This is a genomic window from Cardinium endosymbiont of Dermatophagoides farinae (assembly GCF_007559345.1).
Lineage (GTDB): Bacteria > Bacteroidota > Bacteroidia > Cytophagales > Amoebophilaceae > Cardinium.
Map to the genome: position 1 here is coordinate 294,631 of NZ_VMBH01000001.1, position 24,156 is coordinate 318,786.

Sequence of the window (24,156 nt, forward strand, 5' to 3'; positions counted from 1 at the left end):
GTTATAGGCAATGCTTTGCTTTAATAGCTGATTTAGGCCATTCAAGAAGCGCTTGGCGCTATATTTTATATGGCTTTATTGAGTGCTGGGGTAGGGTTTCCTAGCTATAACCCTATAGGCCCGCTTGCGAACCATTTTAAAGCAACAAACAAAAACAAAAAACAGTTATGACTCACAAATCTAATAAATTTAAATCTATTACGAAAGGGTTAATCGGTCCAAATATAATTTTTTCAGCAGCTTATATTTTATTTAGTGCAAAGAGTTGTCCTGGGCTCTCTCTTGGGGAAGGAGGATCTATCGCAGCAATAAAACAAGTGAATAAAGGGAATCAGCTAGAAAATATAGGTGGCGCTCGGGATGATCATGTTGCGGCTTTATTAGGTAGAGGGACCCTACTCAATCTAGGTGATTACCTATGTGGCGTTTTTGTACCATCTGATACTAAGGAAGTATTTATTATTAAGCTTAACTCGAAAGATGGATGGATGCAATTGCTGCAGCAAGGTACGCAGACAGATAGGTTGCGTCTTTGCTATAATGCTGCTCCCGATCCGCGTATTATAAAAGTTGACTATGGGTTGTTTGAGCGGTTGCGCGGGCCATTAGACCAATCACCTGATGTAGCCCATAGTAGCGACAAGGAAGATTTCTGGCGTAAGATAGAAAAGGATGCTTCTTGGCGTGAGATAGAATTTTCCTATGGAAAAGCGTTGATTAGTGATGGCGCTATCTTTAGGGCAGATGATATCACCTCCGCTACGGAGTTTACTAAGGAGTTATATAAAAAATTTAGTATCCCTGCTGTAGGCACCACCACTTTAGTCAGCAGCAAGCTGTCGATTAGAGGTGACGTCGCCTCTGCTACCCTTAGCGGTCTTCAAAAGACTGGCTTTCTTCTGGTTAAAGATGCAAATAGTTTGGTTGATTTGGTAAAAAATATGCTAGAAAGTGATGCCGAATGGGGCACTAAGGCAGGAGTAGTAGATACAAAAGCCTATATAACCTGTCCTGCTTCGGTGATTGATGATGCATTACAATTTGATGGGTATGACTTAGACCTCCAAGCACAAGATGGTTATTCAAGTGTGTGGTTAGAGGGTTACGCATCTGCCTATTGTTACCTTAACGATGGGCCATATTATCGTTTGATACCATTAGATAATGTAAAATCTTTCGTAAAAATAGATAAAGCATTCGCTTCGCCAAGTTATTATCAGGCAGGGCAAGTGTATAACACTACTCCAACAAAGCCACTCGTTGGTACGGATGAAGCTGAAGATAAAGCTGAAGCAAATGGCATAGATGGTGAACAGGTTGATCCAATAACCAATATTCCGGAAGGGGAAGTTACACAGCCTGGTAACCCTAATCAAAGGGTACACACTTCACCTATGGGGTATACAGGAAACCCTGCTAAACAAACAGCGCATGTGACTACAAATGAATCAGCTGAAGTGCTACCACCGTCTCCACAGCCGGTGCCACCTTCGGTTCCAAATACAAATGGATTGATTCCGCCAGCGCCTCCGCTGCCGCCGATGTCAAATAATGTGATTCCACCAGCGCCTCCGCTGCCAATAAGCAGTGACCCTGGAGTTAGTTCTAAGTCGGCTGGATCGCCACCGCCGCCGCTAATTTCAAATATAAATAAAGCGATTCCATCAGCACCGTCGGTGATAAAACAAGCGAATGGTCAAGCAAAAAGTAGTGGTATGTCTATGATAGATGAATTGGCGCAAAGGTTAAATAAGAGAAAACAAGACCAGGAAAATCAGCAAGGGCCTGCTGAGTTGCCTATCATAATGGAAGGTGATGAATCTAAAATTCAAGAAAGTTTGAAGAAAATTAACTATGGAGATGACAATAGTACAATCAGCAATCTAGTGCGAAAAATTCTTCATTCACCTAACAAGTATAATAAATGTAACGTGCCAGTATGCAATAACACACATTATAAAAGCACCTACTGGTACATACAATATCGGTGAAGTTATGAGAGCGAAAGTGGAGGAAAGGAATAAGGATATAAACCCTTCTGATTCTGAGGATAGTGCATCCGATTTGGAGAGCAGTGATGATGAGAATAATTGGGATGATGATGAGAAATGATCCATAAATCATCTAAACCAGGTCTATAACCTACTTTACCACCTAGTGGTAGTGTGCTAAGTATTCCAGTACTTCATTACCGCCTGCCACTAGGTTTAGTTTACCTGCTTCTTGTAGGTTCACCCATAAGTAATCGGTATGTTCCTGGTTGAGGGTAACACTATAGTCAGCTGGTTGAGCGCCAGGTAAGACCGCTTTAAGTAGGTGCAATAGAAAATCCTGTTTAGGGGTAAGAATCCTAATACAAATGGTTTGAGTAAAACGAATCGCTTCTGGAAGCAGCATGATACCTGTTTCTTCTGCTACCTCTCTTATAACTGCTTCAAGTGCAGTTTCCTGTTTTTCTAACTTTCCACCCGGCATGCACCATTTTCCCCCTGCAGCTGCGCGGCTATTTCTTTTCAGTACCAATATTTTTCCATTGCATACCATATAACATGTCGACACCTGGTAAGCAGGATAAAAACAATCGATAGATAAAGGATCAGATGCAAAGATGCCCCCTTGAAATAAAATTCGTGTCATTGTTGATTTATTTGTTTAGCTATAAAGCTAAGTATCCATTTAGCCAATGGCCTCAAATAGATGTTATTACAACTGTAGTGCCCCCCTTTGCTGGTGACCGCCGATAAAGGCCGCATTCCTTCTTCTGATCACCTAAAAAGTATGACGACAAGCAAAAACGCGCCCTTGAAAAAAGTTACGATCAGAAAGCGCAGCTTACAGATGAATAGAAAAACAGTTAGGTGGGTTTGCAGGGTTGATTCTGTTTTTCCATCTGTAAGGTGTGCTTTCAGCAACTTTTTTCAAGGGCGCTTGATTTTTTGGCTACTTTTTGATCAAGCAAAAAGTAGCATACAAATTCCTTATGCTAACATTTTCAGCAGTAGGGCCAGCGTCTCTTTTAACTTCCGTCTATCTACAATCCTATCTAAAAAACCATGTGCCAATAAAAATTCTGCTGTTTGAAAACCTTTGGGCAATTCCTTACCCACTGTTTCTCGAATCACACGTGGACCTGCAAAGCCAATCAGTGCACCTGGCTCGGCCATATTGATATCTCCTAGCATTGCATAGGAAGCGCTTACCCCACCTGTAGTGGGGTCGGTAAGCAGCGAGATGTAAGGAATTTTAGCTTGCGCCAATTGCAGCAGTTTAGCAGATGTTTTTGCCATTTGCATCAGTGAAAAACTGCCTTCCATCATACGCGCACCGCCAGACTTAGAGATAATCAATAAAGGCGTTTGATGGGCCAAACAATGGTTTATCAGCTGTGCTATTTTTTCGCCTACTACGCTACCCATAGAACCCCCAATAAATTTAAAATCCATGCAGGCAATGGCAAGTGGTAGGGTATTAATCTTACCATAAGCCGTTCGGATGGCATCTGTCAGCTCTGTTTGGGTTTCTGCCTGCTTTAACCGTTCTGTATAAGGCCTATTGTCTACAAATTTCAGTGGATCTACAGATCGGAAGGTTGGATTGAGTTCGGTAAAATTGTGCTCATCAAATAAAATCGCAAAATATTCCTTAGAACCAATTGGCAAATGATGGCCATCATCGGGTATAACATATAAATTTTCTTGTAGTACTTTGCTATGTATAATCTTTCCTTTGGGTGTTTTAACCCAAAGGCCATCCGGCGACTCTTTTTTGGCAGAACTGGGGGTTAGAATGCCTTTCTTTTTTCGCTTAAACCAGCTTAGGTTGTCATTTATTAAACTCATAAGATTATCTAAGAAATTTGTGTTAGACCGCTTTCAAAACTCGATTTCTAGTGGCCATTTTGTTGTCGAATCTTGTCTATGCTCCTCACATACTTGAGTATGCTGCGGTGCTCGACTGCGCTTCTCCTAAAAATTGCTCATTACAAATAGGTTTTGGAAGCGGTCTGTGCTACCTTTTTGCTTGATCAAAAAAATAGCTAAAAAATCAAATAACACTAAAGTTAAAGCTTTTATGGGTTTTCAGGCCGCATTTGTGGAAAAAACAGTACATCCTGAATAGAACTGGAGTTGGTCATAATCATCGTTAGCCGATCTATCCCTATGCCAATACCTACAGTTGGGGGCATCCCATACCGCAAGGCTTTTAGAAAATCATGGTCTACCACCATGGCCTCTTCATCGCCACGTTCTCTTAATGTGCGTTGTTCCTCTAATCTTTGCTGTTGATCGATAGGATCGTTTATCTCGGAGAAGGCATTGCAGATTTCTTTACCTGCACATATCACCTCAAATCGTTCCGTTAGCCCTGGGTGGTCTCGATGCCGTTTGGCCAAAGGAGACATTTCAATCGGATAGTCGGTTATAATAGTAGGTTGAATCAAATGCGGTTCACACTTTCCTCCGAAGATTTCATCGATGATTTTGCCTTTAGCTATATGATCCGCTAGATGGATATGGAGCCCATCGGCCACTTTACGCAATGCCGCTTCATCCATATTGCTTACATCGTATCCGGTAAAATGGTGGATCGCTTCAAACATTGTAAAACGTTTCCATGGCCGCTTGAAGTTGATCAAATGCGCACCAAATGGAACGGTTGTTGTACCATGTAGGGCTAGTGCTACCCCTTCTACCAATTCTGCTACGTAGTCCATCATCCAAATGTAATCTTTGTAGGCCACATAAAGTTCTACCTGCGTAAATTCTGGGTTATGAAAACGCGACATGCCTTCGTTTCTAAAATCTTTGGCAAATTCATAGACCCCTTCATAGCCGCCAATAATTAACCTTTTTAAATAGAGCTCATTGGAAATACGCAGGTATAAGGGGATGTCTAGCGTATGGTGGTGGGTGGTAAAAGGGCGTGCAGATGCGCCGCCATAAATGGGTTGCAGGATCGGGGTTTCCACTTCTAGATACCCCTCACGATGCAAGAAAGCCTTAATCGTATGAATTAACTTGGCCCGTTGTTCAAATACCTTGCGTACCTCTGGATTGACAATTAAATCGACATATCTTTGGCGGTACCGTTGCTCTGGATCTGTAAAGGCATCATGTATTTTTGTACCCTCTTTGGTAGTTACCTCTTTGACAATGGGTAGGGGGTAAGTGCTTTGGTTAACAACCGCAGGTGGGTAACATGTACCGCTATGGCACCTACTTGGGTCGTAAAGACAAAGCCTTGCACCTCAATAATGTCACCTATATCTAGTAATTTCTTAAAAAAAGTATTGTAGTGGCTTTTGTCTTCTCCTGGGCAAATGGCATCTCGTTGTATATAGAGTTGAATGCGCTCACTGGCATCTTGCAATTCTACAAAAGAAGCTGCGCCCATAATTCTGCGTCCCATAATGCGGCCTGCCAGTACAACATCGCTATAGTTTGCTTTATCTTTTTCTTTATAGTTCGCAAGAATAGTGGCCGCTTTAGCATTGATAGGCTTAACAAAAGCTGGATAAGGATTCACCCCATCGATTCTAAAAGTGCTTTTTTCTGCGTTCGAATGGTGGCCTGTTCGCTTAGTTCATGCATGGCTTTGGTTAGAAAATAATAATAATGATATACGATTGATGGCTATGGGTAGGTACAATAACCTGCCGCTATGCCCATAGTCCTTCTAATTTACACTTATTTCTATAATTAGACTGCCTGCATAACCTATTTGTGACCAGAAATTTTTAGGAGAAGCGGGGTAGCAAGTTGGCTACTAGGCTTGCGCTTTTTCATTACAAGAGACCTTCTTCAAAACCTATTTGTGATCAGCAGTTTTTAGGAGAAGCGCAGCCGCCAGAATACTAAATGTATTTGAGGAGCATAGACCACAAAATTGCCATTTAGCAATAGGTTTTGCAGAAGGTCTAAAGTTGTCTATACCTTATGCATAATCCCTGATTGATGGGATATTACTTTAGCTATATGATAAGTAAATTTAAATTGAATTTCAGTATATTTAAGATTTTGAAGGTTTGTTGCATCTTAGTTTACATAAATGTTTGCCACCCTTAGTAAGGTGAAGGTGGGGGCAACTAGTAATGGGATGTTTGATTATAATGACTCTAAGGATAAGCTTGCAGAATGGCTGTCTAAACGAATCGATCGGTGGAGGGAGGAGGCATAATGTTAGCTTCTAATCTTGCTTTTTATTAATTTTGAATAGATAATAATTTTTGTTTGGAACGATAACAAAGTGTTTAGGAGAACCATTTATTTTTTTGTATTGCTATTGGCTTTCCCTTTTTTTGTTTGGGCTGAGGCTATAACCTATAGGGCAGATCGGTTGGAGGGTGATGTAGTCAATGGGCAGTCTTGTAAGAAATTAGCAGGGAATGTAGTCTTTACTTTTCAGTCTAATGGCATGGTGCTAACAGCAGATACTGCTTGTAAATATGATGACCAAAAATTGATAGAAGCCTCGGGCAATGTGAAAATTGTGGACCAAGAGGGTAATGTGATCAAGAGTGCGCTGCTGACCTATTACCTAGAAAAAAAGCAGGCTGTTTTTGAAAAAGATGTAAGCTATACCTCTAAAAAAGCTACATTTTATACTTCTACACTCATCTACGATACAGAAAAGAAACAAGGTAAGTTTTTAAAAGGGGTAAATTAATACAGGATCAGATGGTTTTAACCAGTAGTATGGGCCTGTATGATGGAGCCAACCATCAGGTTACTTTTTCCGATAAGGTGGTATTGGTAGATCCCAGTTATACCCTTGATTGCGAAAAATTGAACTATCATACTGAATCTGAAATCGCTTATTTTCAGGGAGCTACCAAAATTGTGCATCAAGATGGCGTACTGACAACGGCCACAGGTGGTCATTATTTGGTTCCTAAAAAAGAGCTTGCTTTTGACCATGGAACACTTACTACCAAAGATGTTATCCTTACTGCTGACCGCTTAGCGCTATTGAATGGGCAGGATTGTGCAGCTACTGGCCATGTTTCCCTGCACGCGCAAAAGCATGATGCTGTAATCGTTGGCGAAAAGGCTACTTACACTGAAAAAGAGAAAAAAGGCGTTATAACGGGTCATCCTTTATTGACCAAAATAGTCGATAATGAAACGATGTATTTACGTGCGGATAAATTTATTGTGTTGGAAAAAAAGATACAAAACCAGCCTCCAGCGCAAGAAATCCATGCTTTGGACCATGTTAGGCTCTATCAACAAGATTTACAGGGTATAGCAGATGGTGCCGTTTATAATAGCGGTGACAATACCATTCATCTGCATAGCAAGCCGGTTATTTGGTGTAGCAACTACCAGATTACGGGAGAGGAAGTTTCCTTGGTTATCGAGGAAGGGGAGCAGGCTAAGCTCTTTGTCGATAAAAATTTGTTTATGGCATCAGCTGATCCGGTTGGCAATTACAATCAAGTAAAGGGGCATAAAATGGTTGCCTCGTTTAAATCAGGTGTCATTGAAAAAATGTCGATAACAGGTAATAGTGAGAGCCTTTATTTTGCACTTGGAGATAAAAATGAGTTGATGGGTATGAACCATATTAAGTGTGATAGCATGGAAATGACCATGGTAGATAATGAATTAGAACAGATGAAATGTAACCCAAAGCCTATTGGTGTTTTTCATCCGGTAGAAAAGCTTGAAGAGAACCAAATGAAACTAGATGGTTTTGTTTGGCATGGTGAACAATGGCCTACCAAAGAGAATATTTTAGAGGTGCTGCCTACTGCGGATACGGAACGAATGTCTACATCTAATACGCCTTTGCAATCAAAGGAGCTTAGCTGATTCTTTAGATTAATATGCGAAAATTTAGTACCTTTATAGGGTGCTGTTGGCATGCGCCTTGGAAGAGTTGCGAATAGAAAAGGTAGCCCTAAAGCGGTTGATCAAGCAAAAAGTTAAGGTAAACATTCCATTTTTATGAAAAATTATCTAATCCATCTATGCTATAGGTTCAGGTGGCTATTTTTATTACCTTTTGCTTTAGTAGGCGATACTTTATTTGCTGCTACTCCAGATCATAAAGCCCAAGCTTTGGTTTCACAAAAAAAGGAAGAAGTGGTTCGACTGTATAACCGAAAGCGTTATGCCCGAGCCAGTGCGCAAATAGAGGAGCTGTTGCCCTTGTTAAAAAGTAGAACAGATCGTCGGGAATTTGAATTGTATCAGGCTTATTGCAACTTTTATGAAAAAAAATATTTAGTGAGCGCCAATCAATTTCATTTGTTTGTAAAACAATATCCTACTTCTCTGCAGGCAGAAGAGGCGCTTTTTATGCGGGGATATAGTTTGGCATGTCAGGATGTAGATATACGATTGGATCAAACCACTACTCGTAGTGCGATCCATTGGTTAGATCGCTATTTAGAACTTTATCCAACGGGTGTCTATCTAGATAAAGCTTTCGATGCTTTACAAAATTTACAAGAGCGGCTGATGCAAAAAGACTTTCAGGCTGCTGCACTATATGTTCGCTTGGGTTGCTATAAAGCTGCCATTATAACCCTTAAAAACTTTGAGGAAAAGTATCCGGATTCCTCTTTTAAGGAAAAAGTACTTCAGCTATTGATAAAGTGTGCCAAGCAACTGGCTATGCGTGCATCTAATGAGGAAAAGCAGAAAGAAGCTATAGGTGGTTGGAAATTGCAAGACTATCTCCATAGTAAAGGAATTAATGACGGAGGTAATATAGTAGAAAAAATAAAAAAAATGGAAGAAAACAAAAAAAGTAAAGAAAGTAAAGAAAAATCAACTTGTTGGATAACAAACTTGTTTGGATGATATGTATCGATTCAGCCATATGCCACTGCTATTTCTAAAACAAAAAAAGTAGCATAAAAATGGTTTTTTACTGCTGCTCTGAACAAATACAATTATATAGTATAAATTATATAGTATACATTTACGATTATTATGAGTCTAAATAAAAAAGTATATTTGGTTCCTAGAAATATACATGAATTGATTGCGCCTACTGGAAATATTTATGAAAGCACTGTTATCATTACAAAACGTGCCAAGCAGATTGCCATGAATATGAAAGATGAGCTGGATTGTAAGTTGGAGGAATTTATGTCCATTATTGATGAGAAAGATAGCATAGATGCCCAGCGTCAATATGAGATTACCCAGCATTATGAAAAGCTTCCTAAACCTGTATTAGAAGCCACTACAGAGTTTTTAGAAGGTGATATTGCCTTTCGTTATATTCATGAAACGGCACAAGGGAGTAGGTTTTTTAATAGATTCCTTTTTGACCACTAGCTTGAATAGGTACAAACGTTTGGCTTTTCTGCAACTCTGTTTGACGGCTCTCTATTTGTTTGCCGGGTGTGGTATGCAGCAGGCCGCTAACCAGTCGTTTGATGTAGTCGATTTGCTGACTGTTTTTCCTCGATGTTTTTCCATGCAGGCCTCTTTAGATTTTATGGGCCTGCACCATGCTTTTCGCTATCGTTTGGTTTGTTGTGTAACCTATAATCAACAAATTGATTTTATTGTAAAAGGTCCTTTTGGCATAGCGCTTATAGCTGGTGTGATCGATAAAAAAGGTGTAACGGTTGTAGCTCATCGTGTAGTCCACCAGTGGGATTATAAACAGATTCAGGAACAGTACCATTTTCCTTGTAATTATCTATTGATTCAGTCATTGCTTTTGGGTAGGGTGTATAGTCCTATGGAAGATCACCTGTCTATACCAGATGGCTTGTGGTCTGGTTTGGCCTATACCTATGATACCCTTAGGCGTAAGGTTACAGCTGTTCAACTAATCAATCAAGATAGTTCCTTTAAGTGTCTATACCGATACAAAATGGCAGCAGATACGACTTGTTTGTCCCGTATGAACATATATTTCTCCTTGAGAGATAAGCAGCAGCTTTATCAAGGCAGAGCAGTATTACATAAGCTACACTTTAAGAAGCTCAAAAAACCAAATATTAGGTTGAGGATACCCAAGAGAAAAAACTATCCATTGAGCCGTATGGACAGACCATCCCAAAACAAAAAAACACTCCCTTGGAAGAAAGTTACGATTAGAAAGGAGCGCCATAATCAATACAAACCTACGACGCACACGATGTTTTAATAGGCAGGCGTTCATAAAACACCATAACTACATAATGCGCTTAAGCTGAGAACGAGATAGACCGGTTAACCGAAGCACTCTTTCTAACGATTCGCCTTCAGATAACAGAACGCTAGCTATTTCTAGCTTGCCCTCTAGCTTGCCCTCTAGCTTGCCTTTCTCTTGGCCAATTTGAATACCCATTAGTTTGCCTTTTTCTTGACCAATTTGCACCCCCTCTTCCTTATACTTTTGAGCTATGGTTCTTATAGCTTCTTGCTTACCTTCTTCCCTATATTTTTGTGCTATAGTTCTCATAATATCTTCTTTATCTTGTTCAGGTAAATGTTGATCGATGATTCTTTCTAAATCTTGTTGTTTATCTTCAGGTAATTTGCTATCAGTGTACCATAAGAAATTTTTAATATAAATATAGCCTTTTTCTTTGTCAAGTAGAATATAAGGTTTAAAGTTTTGTAAAAAATCCTCCCATAGATTAAGCATGTCTCGCTGATAGATATGTTTCATAACATATTCAAGCATTCCTACATATTGTTTTTGCTTGATATCATCATCTGACATGGATTGTAAATCTACTAGTTTATAGTCCCCACCCATAAGCTGTTTGGCAAGTTTTGGATCACTAAATAATGCCCATAAATTCTTTGGTGCATTAAAGGGTCTACTGCCATGGTAGAATAAAATTGGTACGATCAGAGGTAATTTGTCTTTATCTTTTTTTTTATGGCGCTCACATAAACGAAGCATATATTGCCACAATTTCAGTGCAATCCAGTAATTAGGTTTTACCTCTGCCTCTATAAGGATGTAGACGAAGGCTTGGTCATTATCTTTCGTTCGTACCGAGTAGACTAGGTCACTTAGGGATTTCCTGAGCTTATGTTCCACATAAGATTCTCTTTCAATAGTAATTTGGGTTAAATCCAACTTTTCTTTGACCTCTGAGGGTAAATAGTGGGCTAAAAACTCTTGAGCAGCCTCTTGTTGTGTTAGGATTTTCTTAACCAGTGCGTCATGTTTTAATCTGGTTCCCATATCAATTTCTTCTTACGCATATAATTGTGCATTATTAGCATCTGCCCCTTACAGATGATTAGGAAAAACAGATTCCTTTCAAGCCCACGCAGCGGGCGGTTCCTGTTTTTCCATCTGTAAGCTGTGCTTTCAGCAACTTTTTTCATTAGCGCTTGATTTTTTTGGCTACTTTTTTATCAAGCAAAAAGTAAGATAAAGATTCCTTTTATCAAGAAAAAAGTAAGGCAAACACTCCTTATACCTGCGTTTTGTCTTCTAATTGTGCTGCGATTAGCTCCAATTCCTTTAAGATTTGTTGCGCAGAGCTGACTACATCTGTAAGTACTTCTTTGCCTGTAGTTTTGGCTTTATTTGTAATGGCATTTTTATTGCCTATAAGCTTTAGAATAAAGGCTTGTAATCTTTTTTTGCATGATTTTAAGTTGTAAATCATTCCATCCCTAGCTACTGACCCTTTTGTAGGTGCAGAAAGGACGCCTACAAAAGCACCCAAGCAAAAACCTATGCAAAGGACTATTAAATTTTCAGTTTTTTTTATCATGGTTCAATCGATTAAGTAGTTGGGTTATTTATTGAGTCCTTTTAGGATACCCTCTAGTACACCATTTATAAAGCAAGCGCTTTTAGAAGTGCCATACCATTTTGCGATTTCAATGTACTCATTGATAGATACCTTGAAAGGTATATCCTTAAAGTTAAGCAATTCTGCTAAAGCTAATTTTAGTATCAATTTATCTGTTAATAGGATCCGTTCGCGATCCCACTTTTCAGCGTTTTGACCAATCATAGCTTCATAAAGCGCATCATTCTGTATGACAGTGGTCAATAGACGATTGTAAAACCCTTCTTCTATGGCCCATTTTGGATGGTCCCAAAACAGCATAAATGCACTAAAATCTTGTGTAAAGCGCATTGTAAAGATACGGGTTAAAAATTTTTTTACCATGCGCTTGTGCTCGTCCCAGTAGAGATCTGTCATGGCTAAAAAATCATTTATAGGACCCTCCTGGAATATAATCTTTTGAAACATATCCTCCAAAAGTTCTACACTAGACCTCTTTTGAAACTCAATTTCTAATGGCAATTTTGGTGTCGAAGCTTGTCTATGCTCCTCACATACATCTGAGTATGCTGCGGTGCTCGACTGCGCTTCTCCTAAAAATTCCTCATCACAAATAGGTTTCAAAAGAGATCTGTTATTATTATTAGGATCTGCCCCATACGATTTTGGCACTTCTCTAGTTTCAATAAACTGCCTATACCAATTTTGTACTTGATCTTGATCCTTAACCCAGCTGATGCCATTTTTACCCATTGCGTTCATCCAGCTGGCGTTGTGATACAACTCCTCTAACAAGGGGTCTTGTGCCAGATGGGTTTTAAGCAGATGCGCTGCTGGCTGGGCTGGGTTGTATGTTGCTTTTGCCAATTTATACCATTCTACCAGCAATAGCAAAGTATATAGGATACCTGTGTAGATAGATTTTTTTGACTGGTTAAACCCATTCTGTAAAAGGGTCTCTTCTTTTTTTAATGCTTCTAGATAGTGCAAAAAATGGCTAGATTGTTCCATTTTCTTGTTGCCTACGTAAGCAAAATCTTGCATAGGAAACGCTGCTGCAACCGCTTCTGTGAAGGCTGCAACCGCTATACTTTGTTGTTTGGCTAGTGGTTCTTTTTGGTCTGGTGTATGTAGAAAGGGATCAAATGTAAAATCTTTTTTTACCTGTTCTATCGTCTCGTTTTTATGCGCTACTTTTGAAATGGTATAAGCATAAAGATTTTGTAGTGCCTTTATACGAACAAAACGCCGAGGAATAAGAAAGTTTTCCATAAAGGGTCTATTTGCCAAATTTGGCATTTTTAATGCTTTGAATCCGTTCTATTGCCATTTCTTGCGCTACTTCTTGCGTTGGACGCGCTGTTTTTGCCGCTTTATCCAATACATCAAGACAGATGGTATAGAGCTGTTCTGTACGTTTTTTGACCAGTTCTTGAGACGTAGTTTCTAATTCCGTAACGGCGTTGATTAATCCACCTGCATTGGCTAAAAAGTCTGGCGTATATACAATGCCTCTTTTAAGCAATAGCTTGCCGTCCTGGTCTTGATCTGCCAGTTGATTATTGGCCGCACCTACTACAGTGGCACAATTCAGCATAGGAATGGTTGTACTATTTAAAGTTGCACCTAAAGCGCATGGTGCATATATGTCTAGCGGCCAGCTGTATAAACGTTCAACGGGTACGACTTCTACTTTGCACGCTTCCGTTATGGCTTGCAGCCGTTTGGGGCAGATATCAGCTACATAAACAATTGCGCCCTCTTGGCAGAGCAATTGGGCTAAAAAATAGCCAACCTTGCCGATACCGGCTATGCCAATCTTTTTACCCACTAGGCTGTCTCTACCAAATGTTTGCTTTGCAGTAGCCTTCATCGCAATATAGACCCCGTAAGCAGTATTTTCCGACGGATCACCACTGCCCCCTGATGCTATAGGAAGCCCTATGACATGACGGGTTGACTTGGCAATAGCTACCATATCCTCCATGGTAGTGTTGTAGTCTGGTGCAGTAATGTAATGGCCACCTAACCGCTCTATAAAACTGCCATATTTGCGAAGCAGCGCTTCCGTAAGTGTGCTTCCCTTTTTCTTAATAAGTACAGCTTTACCACCACCGAAGTCCAACCCAGCTATAGATGCCTTGTAGGTCATGCCACGGGAAAGACGCAGTACATCCTTGAGCGCCTCTCGCTCATCTTGGTATTCAAAAAAGCGCAACCCACCAACAGCAGGCCCTAATGTTGTGTCATGTATGGCCACAATCGCTTGCAGACCCGTTGCTTCATCTTGAAAATAGACCACTTGCTCATGCCCTTTTTGGGAAAAATGGGTCGAGTCATTTGGGTAGTTGCTAAAGATATAATTAGAAAAAGGTTGTTCTATTATTTTCATAGGGCCTAATATACATTATTGAGGTTCAAAGAATAGACCTTCTGCAAAACCTATTGCTAAATGGCAATTTTGGTGTCTATGCTCCTCAAATACATTTAGTATTCTGGCGACTGCGCTTCTCCTAAAAACTGCTGATCACAAATAGGTTTTGTAGAAGGTCTAATGGCACAACTGAAGACGATAGTAAAACAAAACAATCGGTTATGGGAACAGTGGAGTAGGGGGGATTCGAACCCCCGGTACCCTTTTAGGGGTACACCCACTTTCCAGGCGGGCACCTTAAGCCACTCGGCCACCACTCCAGCTAGTGGAGCTAAATTTACAGCTTTTTTCTAATTCGAAAAAAATAAAAGGCGCTAAAAAATATTCATTTGAAATTTTGTATAGACCTTCTACAAAACCTATTTGTGATCAGCAGTTTTTAGGAGAAGCGTAGTCGCCAGAATACTAAATGTATTTGAGGAGCATAGACACCAAAATTGCCATTTAGCAATAGGTTTTGCAGAAGGTCTAATGAAAATACAATTAAAAAATTAGCATAATGCTATTAATTTTTATATAATAAAAACTGGTTTGTTAAATCAATAGTTACGTTTAATCAATATAAAACTTAACAATCGTAATGTCCATTGCACTGTTTTTGTATTGTATCCTTTTTTCATGTACTCGGCTTATGCGATATGGTATCGATCCCGATAAGAAGGTGCCGCAGAAAACATTGTCAGACTTGGTCAGGTTGGTCAGTAGCCTGCCTATAAGACCTAACCCCTTATGTGCACTAGACGAGTATGGCCGCAATATAGTCCATTATCTCGCTTTAAATAATCACCCAGGAAGGATTAGATTCTTAAATTCGCTTCGGGATAAATATGGCCTTGCTATTGATTTGAATCAACAGGATAAAGATGGCTATACACCGCTTCATTTGGCCGCAGCAAATGGTTATTTAAAGGTAGTTGATGTGCTATTGAAAAAGGCAAAGGTTAAACTTGATATAAAAGATAATGTTGGCAATTCCCCTCTTGATTTGGCAGCAGTAAAAGGTCATTTAGATGTAGTTGAATTGTTTCTTCAAGATCCAAGCATTAAGTTGAATATAAATAACTGCCTTAGGAGTTTTTTAATTGATTTAGCAGTAAAAAATCATCATGTGGCCATAGTCAAAGTGTTACTCGAAAAGGCAGGTGTTCAGATTAATACAGTAGACAATTTTGGTAGAACCCCCCTTCATTGGGCCGCAGCAAATGGTTATGTTGCCGTAGTAAAGGAGTTCCTGGCAGCGGCAGGTGTTAAGGTTAATGCAGTAGACCGTTCTAAAAAGACTCCCCTTCATTTGGCAGCAGAGATGGGCCATATGGTTGTAGTGGAAATATTACTGAAAGCGGCAGGTATTGAGGTTAATTTAACAGACCGTTCTGGTAAGACTGCGCTGCATTTGGCAGCAGAGAAGGGCCATGTGGCCGTAGTCGAAGCTTTAGTGAACGATCCGGATGTTAAGGTTAATGTAATAGACCATTCTGGCAAGATTGCCCTTCATTTGGCATTAAAAAATCGTCGTATGGATGTGGCCAAAGTGTTACAGAAGGCGGCAGCCGTTAGGTCTGGAATGCTATTTATGGCGGCTCTGTTCTTCATTTAGTTATAGTCAAAGTCTTAATGGACTGTAAACTATTCTGGCCTTTTGCTATCCTTGGTAAGATAGTCTACCAATAGCATCAGTGCTTTATAGCGGTGTGAAATTTTATTTTTTTGATCTTGCTCCATCATGGAATAAGAGATATGGTATCCTTCTGGTTGGAAAATAGACTGCCAGTTGGTTTGGTTCGGTATCGTACTACTGGGTTTTGTAATTTTTCCATGCATGGTGCCAGTAAATAGCTTTACAGGTTGATTCGGCCCTTCTGTATAGGCAAAAGTAGAAGTGGCTATTGCACTTTTATCTTCAAAGTCTGATAAAATTCGTACCAGCCCCTCTAAGCCTATTTGATGTATAAAGGTTTTAATGTAAGGTCCAGGTAGGCCATTTAAGCTATTAAAGGTTAACGCAGTATCTTCTACTAATACAGCATCTTCTATAATAGCGGTAGCAGTTATGCATTTGTTAATGGCAATTTCATCAGAAGAGGCTTGTAGCTCTGGTAATTCTAAGCGATGGTGCACCAACTTAAAAGTGGCATCATTGCCTAAAATAGCATGAACCTGTTGTAGCTTTAATAGATTGCTGGTGACAAAGTTAATGGTTTGCATAAGCGATTACGAAATAGTCATCTACTATTTTATCATTTTTTACATATAAAAGCAACTATTGCAGCCGCTCTGGGCAACCTATTAGAGTATTTTATCTATATCTAATTCTATTGCTATTTTCTTTTTGTTATCCGTTGACGGGCCAGTAGCGCTATCGGTAGATTGGCCTAAGGGATCTTCCGGCTTGCTTTGAATAATATTTTTTACCTTTTCAGATAAGGTGTGGTTGGTGATCAAAGGCCCCTTTTTATAAGGCAGATCGGGATCATTATATAACTTTATAATAAATTTTTCCCATATAGGCTGAGCGGTCGCACGACCTGCGCCTAGCTCAAAATCTCTAAAATGAATGCAACGATCTTCTCCACCTACCCAAACACCTGTACAAAGGTTTTGGGTTAATCCGATAAACCAACCATCTGAATGATTCGAAGTAGTACCCGACTTTCCCGCTATGCCGTTCTGCGCTCTTAGTGCCATAGATACGCTATTTAGGGCACCTTCATCTAGCGAGCCTTGTAGCATATGGGTCATAAGGTCAGCCGTATCTTCATGAATGGCTTCTTGGCGTTGTGGTATAAAGGTTTGTAATATATTCCCATGCTTGTCTTCAATATGGGTAATGAAAAAGGGTTTTGTCCAAACCCCCCTGTTCAAAAAAGTACTGTATGCTCCTACCATTTCATAGATGGATGCATCACTACAGCCCAAACAAATCGCAGGGACTGGATCTAAAGGACCTTGTATACCCATGCGCTTGGCACAATCTACAACCAATTGCGGACCAAGCACTTTGATTAGATAAGATGTGATGGAATTGTAGGATTTGGCCATAGCATAACGCAATGTATATTTGTTTCCAGAATAGGTTTTCCAGGCATTTTGCGGTGTCCAAGTTGACCCGTTGGGCTGTAAAAAAGTAACGGGCTCATCTTTAACCACATCTGTAGGGAGAAAACCATTCTCTAATGCTACTGTATATACTATAGGCTTAAAGGTTGAACCGGCTTGTCGTTTGCTTTGTTTTACATGATCGTATTTAAAATATTTGTAATCAATACCACCTACCCAGGCTTTAATATGGCCTGTATAGGGATTCATGGCCATGCATCCAGCTTGTAAAATCCTTCGATCGTGCTTAAAGGCTTCTATAGGGGTTATCGTTTTTTGAATAGGACCTTCCCAAGAAAATAATGTGGTGGGTATAGGGGTATGCAATACCCTATCAATCGATTCGGTGTCTGTCCCATATTCTTTACGTAACTTTTTGTAAAGTGGTGTTTTTTTTATTTCATTTTCAATATAATATACTATTTCGTTTCCATTTTCATGAACCCATGGATCTTGATCTTTCCAGTGGTGATCGAATTTATTTTGCAACAGGGCCATGTGCTCTTTTAAAGCAGCTTCTGCGTGGGTTTGCACGCGACTATCAATGGTAGTATAGATCCGTAGTCCATCTGAAAAAAGATCATAACCATTTTCTTTTGTCCACTTTAAGAGAAAGTCACGTACTACGCCTCTAAAATAAGGTGCGATACCTTTTTCATAGTTTTCTTCTTGATAGTGTAGTTCAGTGGGTATTTCGCAAATTAGATCGTATTCAGATTGTTTCAGAAAACCATACTTGACCATTTGGGATAGCACTACATTTCTAATATGGTGGGCGCTTTTAGGATGTTTGATGGGGCTGTAGCGGGTAGGTGCACGCAATAGACCTACTAATAGCGCAGCTTCTTCTATGCGTAAATCGGCTGGTGTTTTGTTGAAAAAGGTACGCGCGGCTACTTTAATACCATAGGTATTGCTTCCAAAGGTAACCGTATTCAGATACATGGCTATAATTTCTTGCTTGGTATACGCACGCTCGAGTTGAACCGCTAAAATCCATTCCTTCGTTTTAAGAATCAGTTTGCTGAGTAAGGGAATACTCGAACATTTGCCTCTATAGCTTACTTCTTTTCTAATGTTGAAAAGATTTTTGGCCAGCTGTTGGGTAAGGGTGCTGCCTCCTCCTTTGTTTTGCTGCAATATAATGGAGAGAAAAAAGGCACGCGATAATCCCCATAAATCTATACCAGCATGCTGTTCAAAACGATAATCCTCTGATGCGATAAGGGCATGAATCATATTAGGGGAAATCTCTTCATAGGTTACAGGGCTGCGGTTGTCTCTAAAATATTTGCCTAGCAAGATGCCGTCAGCAGCATAGAGTTCAGAGGCTAACACGTCTTGTGGGTTTTCTAACAGGTCTGTTGATGGCATGCTGCCATACAAATTGTAGAAATCAACTTGAACAGAAAAAAGGTATATAGGAATACCTATGATTACTGCTGCAAAAAGTTTCCAGAGTATACGTATTATTTTTTCCATATCTTAAATATAATCTATCTGTCTAGCCCTTTTTAAGGGATATAGGAAAAGTATTTGTAAATTTAAGTTTTTAAAACTAAAAAGTATACCGATTGGGTTGAAGCTATTTTTCCTTATTCTAAGGCTGCAAGGTTTTGTATAGACCTTCTTCAAAACCTATTTGTGATCAGCAGTTTTTAGGAGAAGCGCAGTCGAGCACCGCAGCATACTAAATGTATTTGAGGAGCATAGACAAGCTTCGACGCCAAAATTGCCATTAGAAATAGGTTTTGCAGAAGCTCTTATCAATCAGCATCATTCACATTCAATAGACCTTAGGTCTAATGGATAACGATCCTCATTAGATTATTTGTAATGTACAAGGCAAGATTTAAGATAATTGTGTTTATTTTTCTGCTCTTTAAAAGCCCATTGTTGTGGGCTTCTGGCATGGGCAATTATCGATTAAATCTCCTGGGAGAACTGGAAAAAAAGGTTGCAAAGCGTTGGGTGGTTGCCAAAGGGGAGGGTTTGCGTTTGCGTTGGATCTATCCTTTCAAAGCAATGGAAAAACGACCCCTTACTGCTGTGGCTAGCACCCTGGCTAGGCCTGAGCAGGTCATTGTAACAACAGGTGAGGAAGTCTTTCTATCCCAAGATGGTGGCCATACTTTTAAATTGGTAGCTAATCGCAATGCGATCTCTCATTTGGCTTATTTTACCTCAGTAGCTATTTCAGAAGCCGATCCGAATGAATGGATCATCGGTACTTCCTATAATGGTGTGTATATAACAAGAGATGCAGGCAAAAGCTGGAGCCCTATACCTGCAGCATTAAAAGGCCTTTGTTTTGGTGGCTATTATCATGAAACGATTAATGATATGGCCTACGATCTTTCAGATGCTGGCAAAGTGTATTTTGCCTATGGACCTTATGGGAAAATAGCCTTGCTTGACCTCAAGACGGGTGTTGCTAAGCCTATACCACCGCTTCCAGCGCTACATGGCATTATGGCCTTATCCACTATTAAAGTCAATTCAGATACAGTGTTACTGGCTCAAACGCAGTCAGCTGTTTGGAGCTTTCGTCATAATAACTGGCGGAAACATAGCACGCTGCATCTTAATTTTTCACCTTATTTTTCCAAGACGAGACAAAAAAAGGTGCAAGATAAAAGAGGCATTTACCTAACGGCTTGGACAGCTAGCAATCTACAAGATTTACGAAAGCATTTTATGTTTATCAAAAATCATGGTATGAATGCCGTTGTTATTGACTTCAAAGATGATTTTGGATACATTACCTATAACTCGCAGGTTAAAATGGCGCAGGAAGCTCAAGCGATCCGCCCTATGCTGGATGTAAAGACGATTCGTGCCTTAGCAGATGAATTCAACATTCATCTCATCGCTCGCTTTGTGCTTTTTAAGGATAAAAAACTATATCGGTATGCGGGCAATCGTTACGCATTATGGGATAAGAAAAAGAATGCACCATGGGCGCATATGATAAAAAATGGCAAGGGTCAGTTGGTGCAGCCAGAATACTGGGTGAATCTCTTTTCGCCTGAGGTGTGGGAGTATAACCTCCAAATTGCCCAAGAATTGCAAGCGCTAGGTATTGATGAGATTCAGTTTGACTACATTCGGCTGCCTTCCGATGGACCGCTCCATACCATTGCCTCCCGTAACAATATTTATGAAATCAAGGCTATAGATGCCATTGAATCTTTCTTAAAGCGGGCACGAGAAGTATTGACCTTACCTATCTCTATCAATGTATTTGGCTACAATGGCTGGTTTTTAACCAATGCACTTGGGCAGAATATCGAGCGGTTAGCGCTTTACGTGGATGCGATTTCGCCTATGACCTATCCTTCTCACTACCACCCTGCATTTTTGGGGACTACACCATACCTAAAAAAGGCAAATATGCTCTATAAAGTAGGGTCAGATCGTGCTGCTTTTTATGCAAAAGACCAAGCGATTATCCGTCAATATGTTCAAGCTTTCCTTTTGGGATCTGAGCGGAAATTTTCAGAAGAAAAGTATTGCAATTATCTTAAAGCCCAATTAGTAGGTCTGTATCGCTCAAAAGGTTCGGGCTTTTTACTGTGGAATGCCGCTAACAACTATTACATGGTAAAGCAGGATTTGTCCCATCCTGAATTATTGCATTCCTCTTACAAATGATTTAATCTATGCGTTGGGTCTTTGTTCTCATTACCTTGGTGCTATTGGGTGGATCGGCTGTTGATCTATCGGAATCAATCGTTGTGCCAGGAGTAGTGCGGTTTGCAGGTATGCAATTGAAGCTTACACGTGGTGCCCGTAAGCGTGTGCAAGAAAAAGTAAACCAGTTGACCCGATCGAAAAAATCGGTGCATCAACTATTAGAGCGAACCCATCTTTTTTTTCCATTTATAGAAAAAATATTGGCCGATGAAAATGTGCCAGATGATTTTAAATTCCAAGCTGTACATGAAAGTATGTTGATAGGGGATGCAGTAAGTCATACCGAAGATGTGGGCTTTTGGCAAATCCAAAAAGCAACCGGTTTGGGTTTAAGGCTAACCATAGATGACCTTGTAGATGAAAGAATGCACTTGATTCAATCGACAAAAGCAGCAGCTCGTTTTTTAAAAATCCAAAATCAATATTTTGATAGTTGGTTGGGTGCATTGCTGGCTTACAATAGGGGTAGGGCAGGGGCAGTAAAGCTATTTCCTCTAAAATGCTATGGTGCTAAAGTAGTACGGCTGGATGATAAAACGGATCATTATATCATCTCTGTAATCGCTGCTAAGCTGGCATTTGAAAAGATGGCTGGTAAAAAAAAGCATGCAAAGCTACAGCTGTTTGTCTATAACCAAGGCTACCATGGCCAAAGGCTAGAAGATATTGCTGCACACTTTAAGATAGAAGAAAAGCTATTATCCCAGCACAATCGATGGCTTAAAACCGCTGTGATACCACATCATACAAAATGCCCTTTACTGGTCCCATTGCTGCATACCCATGCGCATATCTATCCTAAACTTTCTAAACCATTAACCAATCAATCAGTTAAACAGAAACAAACAATAGTAACACCTAAAAAACAGCTCCCTCAGGCTTATAGTATAGATTATGCCAAGTATTTAAAGCCTGCTTTCCCTGAAGTTACACCGTTAAAAGGTAGCCCTAGATTGGTTAAAGCCAATGGAAAAACAGCTATTGTAGCAAAAAAAGGAGATACCATTCCCTATTTAACCCAGTTGGGCAATTTGCGAATAGATCAATTTCTTCTTATCAATGAGATTAAAAAAACACATCAGCTGATCCCAGGGATGCTATATTATTATAGTCCAAAAGGTAGTAAAGGTAGCAGGCACTATCATGTGGTCGCACCCGGAGAAGGGCTATGGGGTATTGCACAAAGATATGGCATGAAGCAATCTGCTCTTTTGGAGAAAAACCGCATGAAGCAAGCAGAACCTTTGGAAAAAGGGCGCATACTATGGTTGCGCTTTATTAGACCCCGTAAGATTCCAGTAGCATATTACCATGTAGATCCACTTTAAAAGTTAAAAGGCATTTTTATTATGAACGATGGTCATCAGACAAAAAGTCTTAAAGAATTGGTGAGCAGATTTCTTGAAACCTCTCCTTTTCAGAAACAATTAACAGCAGCTATGGTACGCTCTGCATGGCATAAGCGCATGCCCAAAGTCGTTTGTGATAGGACGGAAAAGCTTTATGTGCACCATAACAAGATCTTTTTAAAAATAACTTCTGCCCCTTTACGGCATGAGTTAAAGTTTAACAAAGATAAAATCCTTATGATGTTCCATGAAGCCATGCCCAATACGCTGTTACAAGATGTTGTTTTTTTGTAATCAATAGAGCGCCCCACGAAGCAAAAATTACCCGTTATAGTTGCAAGCGCACACCCAAATTGCACCTGGGTACAATTGGCCATTTTTCTAAAAACTAATTTAATTTTTTATGTCCATATTTTAGTAAATTCTTAATTTTGAAAGTTATTTTGTTGTAAAATGATTATGGCTATACTGTATATAATAAGGGGACTTGCCTATGCTTTAGCATATACTATCCAATGTATAGGGTGCAGTATTTCTAATGGGTCATTAGGCATGTATAAGCAACAAGATGCGCAAAGCCTTTTCAGCTATAGTGTGCAAGATTTTTCTGATGTAAAAAATAGGCCAGTAAGGAAAGATCTACTCAAGGCGCGGTGTCCGGGAATAGTCTGCTTTGATTTTTTTACGACGCTATTTCTGTTTGATTATCCAAAGTGTTCCAGTACAATAGAGTCTGAAGTCTTTCCGGCCAATCAAAACACCGTTTATACTTTTGATGCTATGGTTCGCTCCTTGGGAGGAGATTCTGATACCAAGGTAGGTAAAATGGCTATTGCTATGTTTCATGGTAAAGTGCAACTTTGGCAAAAAAAAGATTCTGATGCTTGGAAAGAAGATGCTAATCCCCGAAAACCTATTTACAATGCGCTACATGTAGCACCGCTCGTTAAATCGTCCTTGGAGGCAAAAAAAGATTGGTTGCGTGATCCTGAAGCGCTTACAAAGCTTATTGCTTTTTTGTTAAATCATAACTATAAGGTTGCTTTTTATGGTTTCTTACAATGCCCTCATCTTATGCCCTTCACATTGCAGCATATTGGTTTAACTGAAAAGCAAGTCAGTAACATATATATGGTATGCTTTAACAGTAAATTTGAATCAGATATTGCATGTATGTGCGCCATATATCATATGATACCAAAATTAAATGTTCATAAATCAGTTGATTATCAGTTGATATTAGGGGATCGTTTCTATGCCTATGCACGTCGCTGCGGTCGTTCAGGAGGTGATTCCTGCCAAAACCAGAAGGTTGTGCATATTGCTATGCCCATGTCTGGGTCTAATGTTTATTGCTGGGATCATTTCAAAAAGCTACTGATTGTGCTATATCATTTAATACAAACGGCTAAAACATCAGACCAGTTAGTCTCCTGGCAAGCTGGGCTAGATGATAAACTAACACGGATGGGTTATGCTTATAAAATTATAAAGTAGTAGGCCTGGGTGTTCATTTATAGGTTTTTAGGCCAAGTTAAGGTTTTTGTATTACCTGGCTTTAGCCAAATGATTGGGATGCCTAGTTTTTTAATCTTTGGATTGTAGTAGAATGGCTGGGTTTGTTTGGTATAAACCACTAATGTTTTAACATGCAGTACTTTGAAAATAATAGTTACATCATGCAACAATTTTTCATCTATCAGTAGGTAGTCTACATCCAGTTTAGTGCCATCCCATCTATACCAATCAGTGGGAATCATATGGATGGTTAGGATAACTTTTTGATACCAGATGGCTATTGTGCCCTAGCATAAGGCCGTAGTAAGCTACTGACAGGTGGTAGGTCATTACCAATAGGTTTCAAAAGA

The 24,156-nt window shown here is 39.7% G+C and carries 21 protein-coding genes, 1 tRNA gene and 1 pseudogene; 12 read left to right on the plus strand and 11 right to left on the minus strand.

Going from position 1 to position 24,156, the window contains the following annotated elements; translation table 11 throughout:
• Positions 1-167 precede the first annotated feature (167 nt).
• Complete coding sequence (locus FPG78_RS01400) at positions 168-1,991, plus strand: hypothetical protein (RefSeq protein WP_144086287.1); 1,824 nt, start codon at positions 168-170, stop codon at positions 1,989-1,991.
• Between the two features lie 163 nt (positions 1,992-2,154).
• On the opposite strand, the gene FPG78_RS01405 is transcribed toward FPG78_RS01400, so the two are convergent.
• From FPG78_RS01405 to lysS, 3 genes and pseudogenes are all read right to left on the minus strand, one after another.
• The gene (locus FPG78_RS01405; protein WP_144086288.1) at positions 2,155-2,637 is read right to left on the minus strand and encodes an NUDIX domain-containing protein; all 483 of its coding nucleotides are present in this window, start codon (positions 2,635-2,637) and stop codon (positions 2,155-2,157) included.
• A 341-nt stretch (positions 2,638-2,978) separates the two neighbouring features.
• Entirely contained in the window at positions 2,979-3,839 is an 861-nt protein-coding gene (gene accD, locus FPG78_RS01410) for an acetyl-CoA carboxylase, carboxyltransferase subunit beta (protein ID WP_144086289.1), read from the minus strand.
• A 230-nt stretch (positions 3,840-4,069) separates the two neighbouring features.
• Positions 4,070-5,591, minus strand: a pseudogene (gene lysS, locus FPG78_RS01415) (lysine--tRNA ligase).
• 655 nt (positions 5,592-6,246) lie between these two features.
• On the opposite strand from lysS, the gene FPG78_RS01420 reads away from it, so the two are divergent.
• The 5 genes from FPG78_RS01420 (at position 6,247) to FPG78_RS01440 (ending at position 10,116) form a co-directional block, all read left to right on the plus strand.
• Positions 6,247-6,666, plus strand: a complete 420-nt coding sequence (locus tag FPG78_RS01420; RefSeq protein WP_186292396.1) for an OstA-like protein — start codon at positions 6,247-6,249, stop codon at positions 6,664-6,666.
• A gap of 11 nt (positions 6,667-6,677) precedes the next feature.
• The gene (locus FPG78_RS01425; RefSeq protein ID WP_144086291.1) at positions 6,678-7,814 is read left to right on the plus strand and encodes an OstA-like protein; all 1,137 of its coding nucleotides are present in this window, start codon (positions 6,678-6,680) and stop codon (positions 7,812-7,814) included.
• Positions 7,815-7,949: 135 nt separating this feature from the next.
• Positions 7,950-8,810: an outer membrane protein assembly factor BamD gene (locus tag FPG78_RS01430; protein WP_144086292.1), complete on the plus strand. Its 861-nt coding sequence runs from the start codon at positions 7,950-7,952 to the stop codon at positions 8,808-8,810.
• Positions 8,811-8,942: 132 nt separating this feature from the next.
• Complete coding sequence (locus FPG78_RS01435) at positions 8,943-9,293, plus strand: DNA-directed RNA polymerase subunit omega (protein ID WP_144086293.1); 351 nt, start codon at positions 8,943-8,945, stop codon at positions 9,291-9,293.
• A gap of 1 nt (position 9,294) precedes the next feature.
• The gene (locus FPG78_RS01440) at positions 9,295-10,116 is read left to right on the plus strand and encodes a DUF4292 domain-containing protein (protein ID WP_223261936.1); all 822 of its coding nucleotides are present in this window, start codon (positions 9,295-9,297) and stop codon (positions 10,114-10,116) included.
• Between the two features lie 27 nt (positions 10,117-10,143).
• On the opposite strand, the gene FPG78_RS01445 is transcribed toward FPG78_RS01440, so the two are convergent.
• The 5 genes from FPG78_RS01445 to FPG78_RS01465 all read right to left on the minus strand — a co-directional run bounded on the left by FPG78_RS01445 (position 10,144) and on the right by FPG78_RS01465 (position 14,407).
• On the minus strand, positions 10,144-11,151 hold the full coding sequence (locus FPG78_RS01445) for an Rpn family recombination-promoting nuclease/putative transposase (protein WP_144086295.1): 1,008 nt from the start codon (positions 11,149-11,151) through the stop codon (positions 10,144-10,146).
• 235 nt (positions 11,152-11,386) lie between these two features.
• Entirely contained in the window at positions 11,387-11,692 is a 306-nt protein-coding gene (locus tag FPG78_RS01450; RefSeq protein ID WP_144086296.1) for a YtxH domain-containing protein, read from the minus strand.
• A gap of 24 nt (positions 11,693-11,716) precedes the next feature.
• The gene (locus FPG78_RS01455) at positions 11,717-13,012 is read right to left on the minus strand and encodes a transcription antitermination factor NusB (RefSeq protein WP_144086297.1); all 1,296 of its coding nucleotides are present in this window, start codon (positions 13,010-13,012) and stop codon (positions 11,717-11,719) included.
• Positions 12,993-14,105 carry a Glu/Leu/Phe/Val family dehydrogenase gene (locus tag FPG78_RS01460; protein WP_144086298.1) on the minus strand — a complete coding sequence of 371 codons (1,113 nt, stop codon included), beginning with the start codon at positions 14,103-14,105 and terminating at the stop codon, positions 12,993-12,995. Before FPG78_RS01460 ends, FPG78_RS01455 begins: the two co-directional genes overlap by 20 nt.
• 213 nt (positions 14,106-14,318) lie before the next feature.
• Positions 14,319-14,407 (minus strand) — tRNA-Ser (locus tag FPG78_RS01465).
• Positions 14,408-14,412: 5 nt separating this feature from the next.
• Here FPG78_RS01465 and FPG78_RS07995 point away from each other — a divergent pair.
• Both FPG78_RS07995 and FPG78_RS01470 read left to right on the plus strand, forming a co-directional pair.
• On the plus strand, positions 14,413-14,541 hold the full coding sequence (locus FPG78_RS07995) for a hypothetical protein (RefSeq protein WP_255431696.1): 129 nt from the start codon (positions 14,413-14,415) through the stop codon (positions 14,539-14,541).
• 237 nt (positions 14,542-14,778) lie between these two features.
• Positions 14,779-15,744, plus strand: a complete 966-nt coding sequence (locus tag FPG78_RS01470; RefSeq protein ID WP_186292398.1) for an ankyrin repeat domain-containing protein — start codon at positions 14,779-14,781, stop codon at positions 15,742-15,744.
• 29 nt (positions 15,745-15,773) lie between these two features.
• On the opposite strand, the gene FPG78_RS01475 is transcribed toward FPG78_RS01470, so the two are convergent.
• Positions 15,774-16,352 carry a non-canonical purine NTP pyrophosphatase gene (locus FPG78_RS01475; protein WP_144086300.1) on the minus strand — a complete coding sequence of 193 codons (579 nt, stop codon included), beginning with the start codon at positions 16,350-16,352 and terminating at the stop codon, positions 15,774-15,776.
• An 81-nt stretch (positions 16,353-16,433) separates the two neighbouring features.
• Positions 16,434-18,725 (minus strand): transglycosylase domain-containing protein, encoded by a 2,292-nt coding sequence (locus tag FPG78_RS01480; RefSeq protein WP_144086301.1) that lies wholly within the window; start codon positions 18,723-18,725, stop codon positions 16,434-16,436.
• A gap of 411 nt (positions 18,726-19,136) precedes the next feature.
• Between FPG78_RS01480 and FPG78_RS01485 the strand changes: the two genes are divergently transcribed.
• The 4 genes from FPG78_RS01485 (at position 19,137) to FPG78_RS01500 (ending at position 23,785) form a co-directional block, all read left to right on the plus strand.
• On the plus strand, positions 19,137-20,897 hold the full coding sequence (locus tag FPG78_RS01485) for a putative glycoside hydrolase (RefSeq protein WP_223261937.1): 1,761 nt from the start codon (positions 19,137-19,139) through the stop codon (positions 20,895-20,897).
• An 8-nt stretch (positions 20,898-20,905) separates the two neighbouring features.
• Positions 20,906-22,267, plus strand: a complete 1,362-nt coding sequence (locus FPG78_RS01490) for a LysM peptidoglycan-binding domain-containing protein (protein ID WP_144086303.1) — start codon at positions 20,906-20,908, stop codon at positions 22,265-22,267.
• A 21-nt stretch (positions 22,268-22,288) separates the two neighbouring features.
• Positions 22,289-22,582, plus strand: a complete 294-nt coding sequence (locus FPG78_RS01495; protein WP_144086304.1) for a DciA family protein — start codon at positions 22,289-22,291, stop codon at positions 22,580-22,582.
• 165 nt (positions 22,583-22,747) lie between these two features.
• A complete protein-coding gene (locus FPG78_RS01500) occupies positions 22,748-23,785 on the plus strand; it encodes a hypothetical protein (RefSeq protein WP_186292399.1) in 1,038 nt (345 codons plus the stop codon).
• Between the two features lie 17 nt (positions 23,786-23,802).
• Here FPG78_RS01500 and FPG78_RS01505 read toward each other — a convergent pair whose 3' ends face one another.
• On the minus strand, positions 23,803-24,048 hold the full coding sequence (locus FPG78_RS01505) for a hypothetical protein (RefSeq protein ID WP_144086306.1): 246 nt from the start codon (positions 24,046-24,048) through the stop codon (positions 23,803-23,805).
• Between the last annotated feature and the right edge of the window lie 108 nt (positions 24,049-24,156).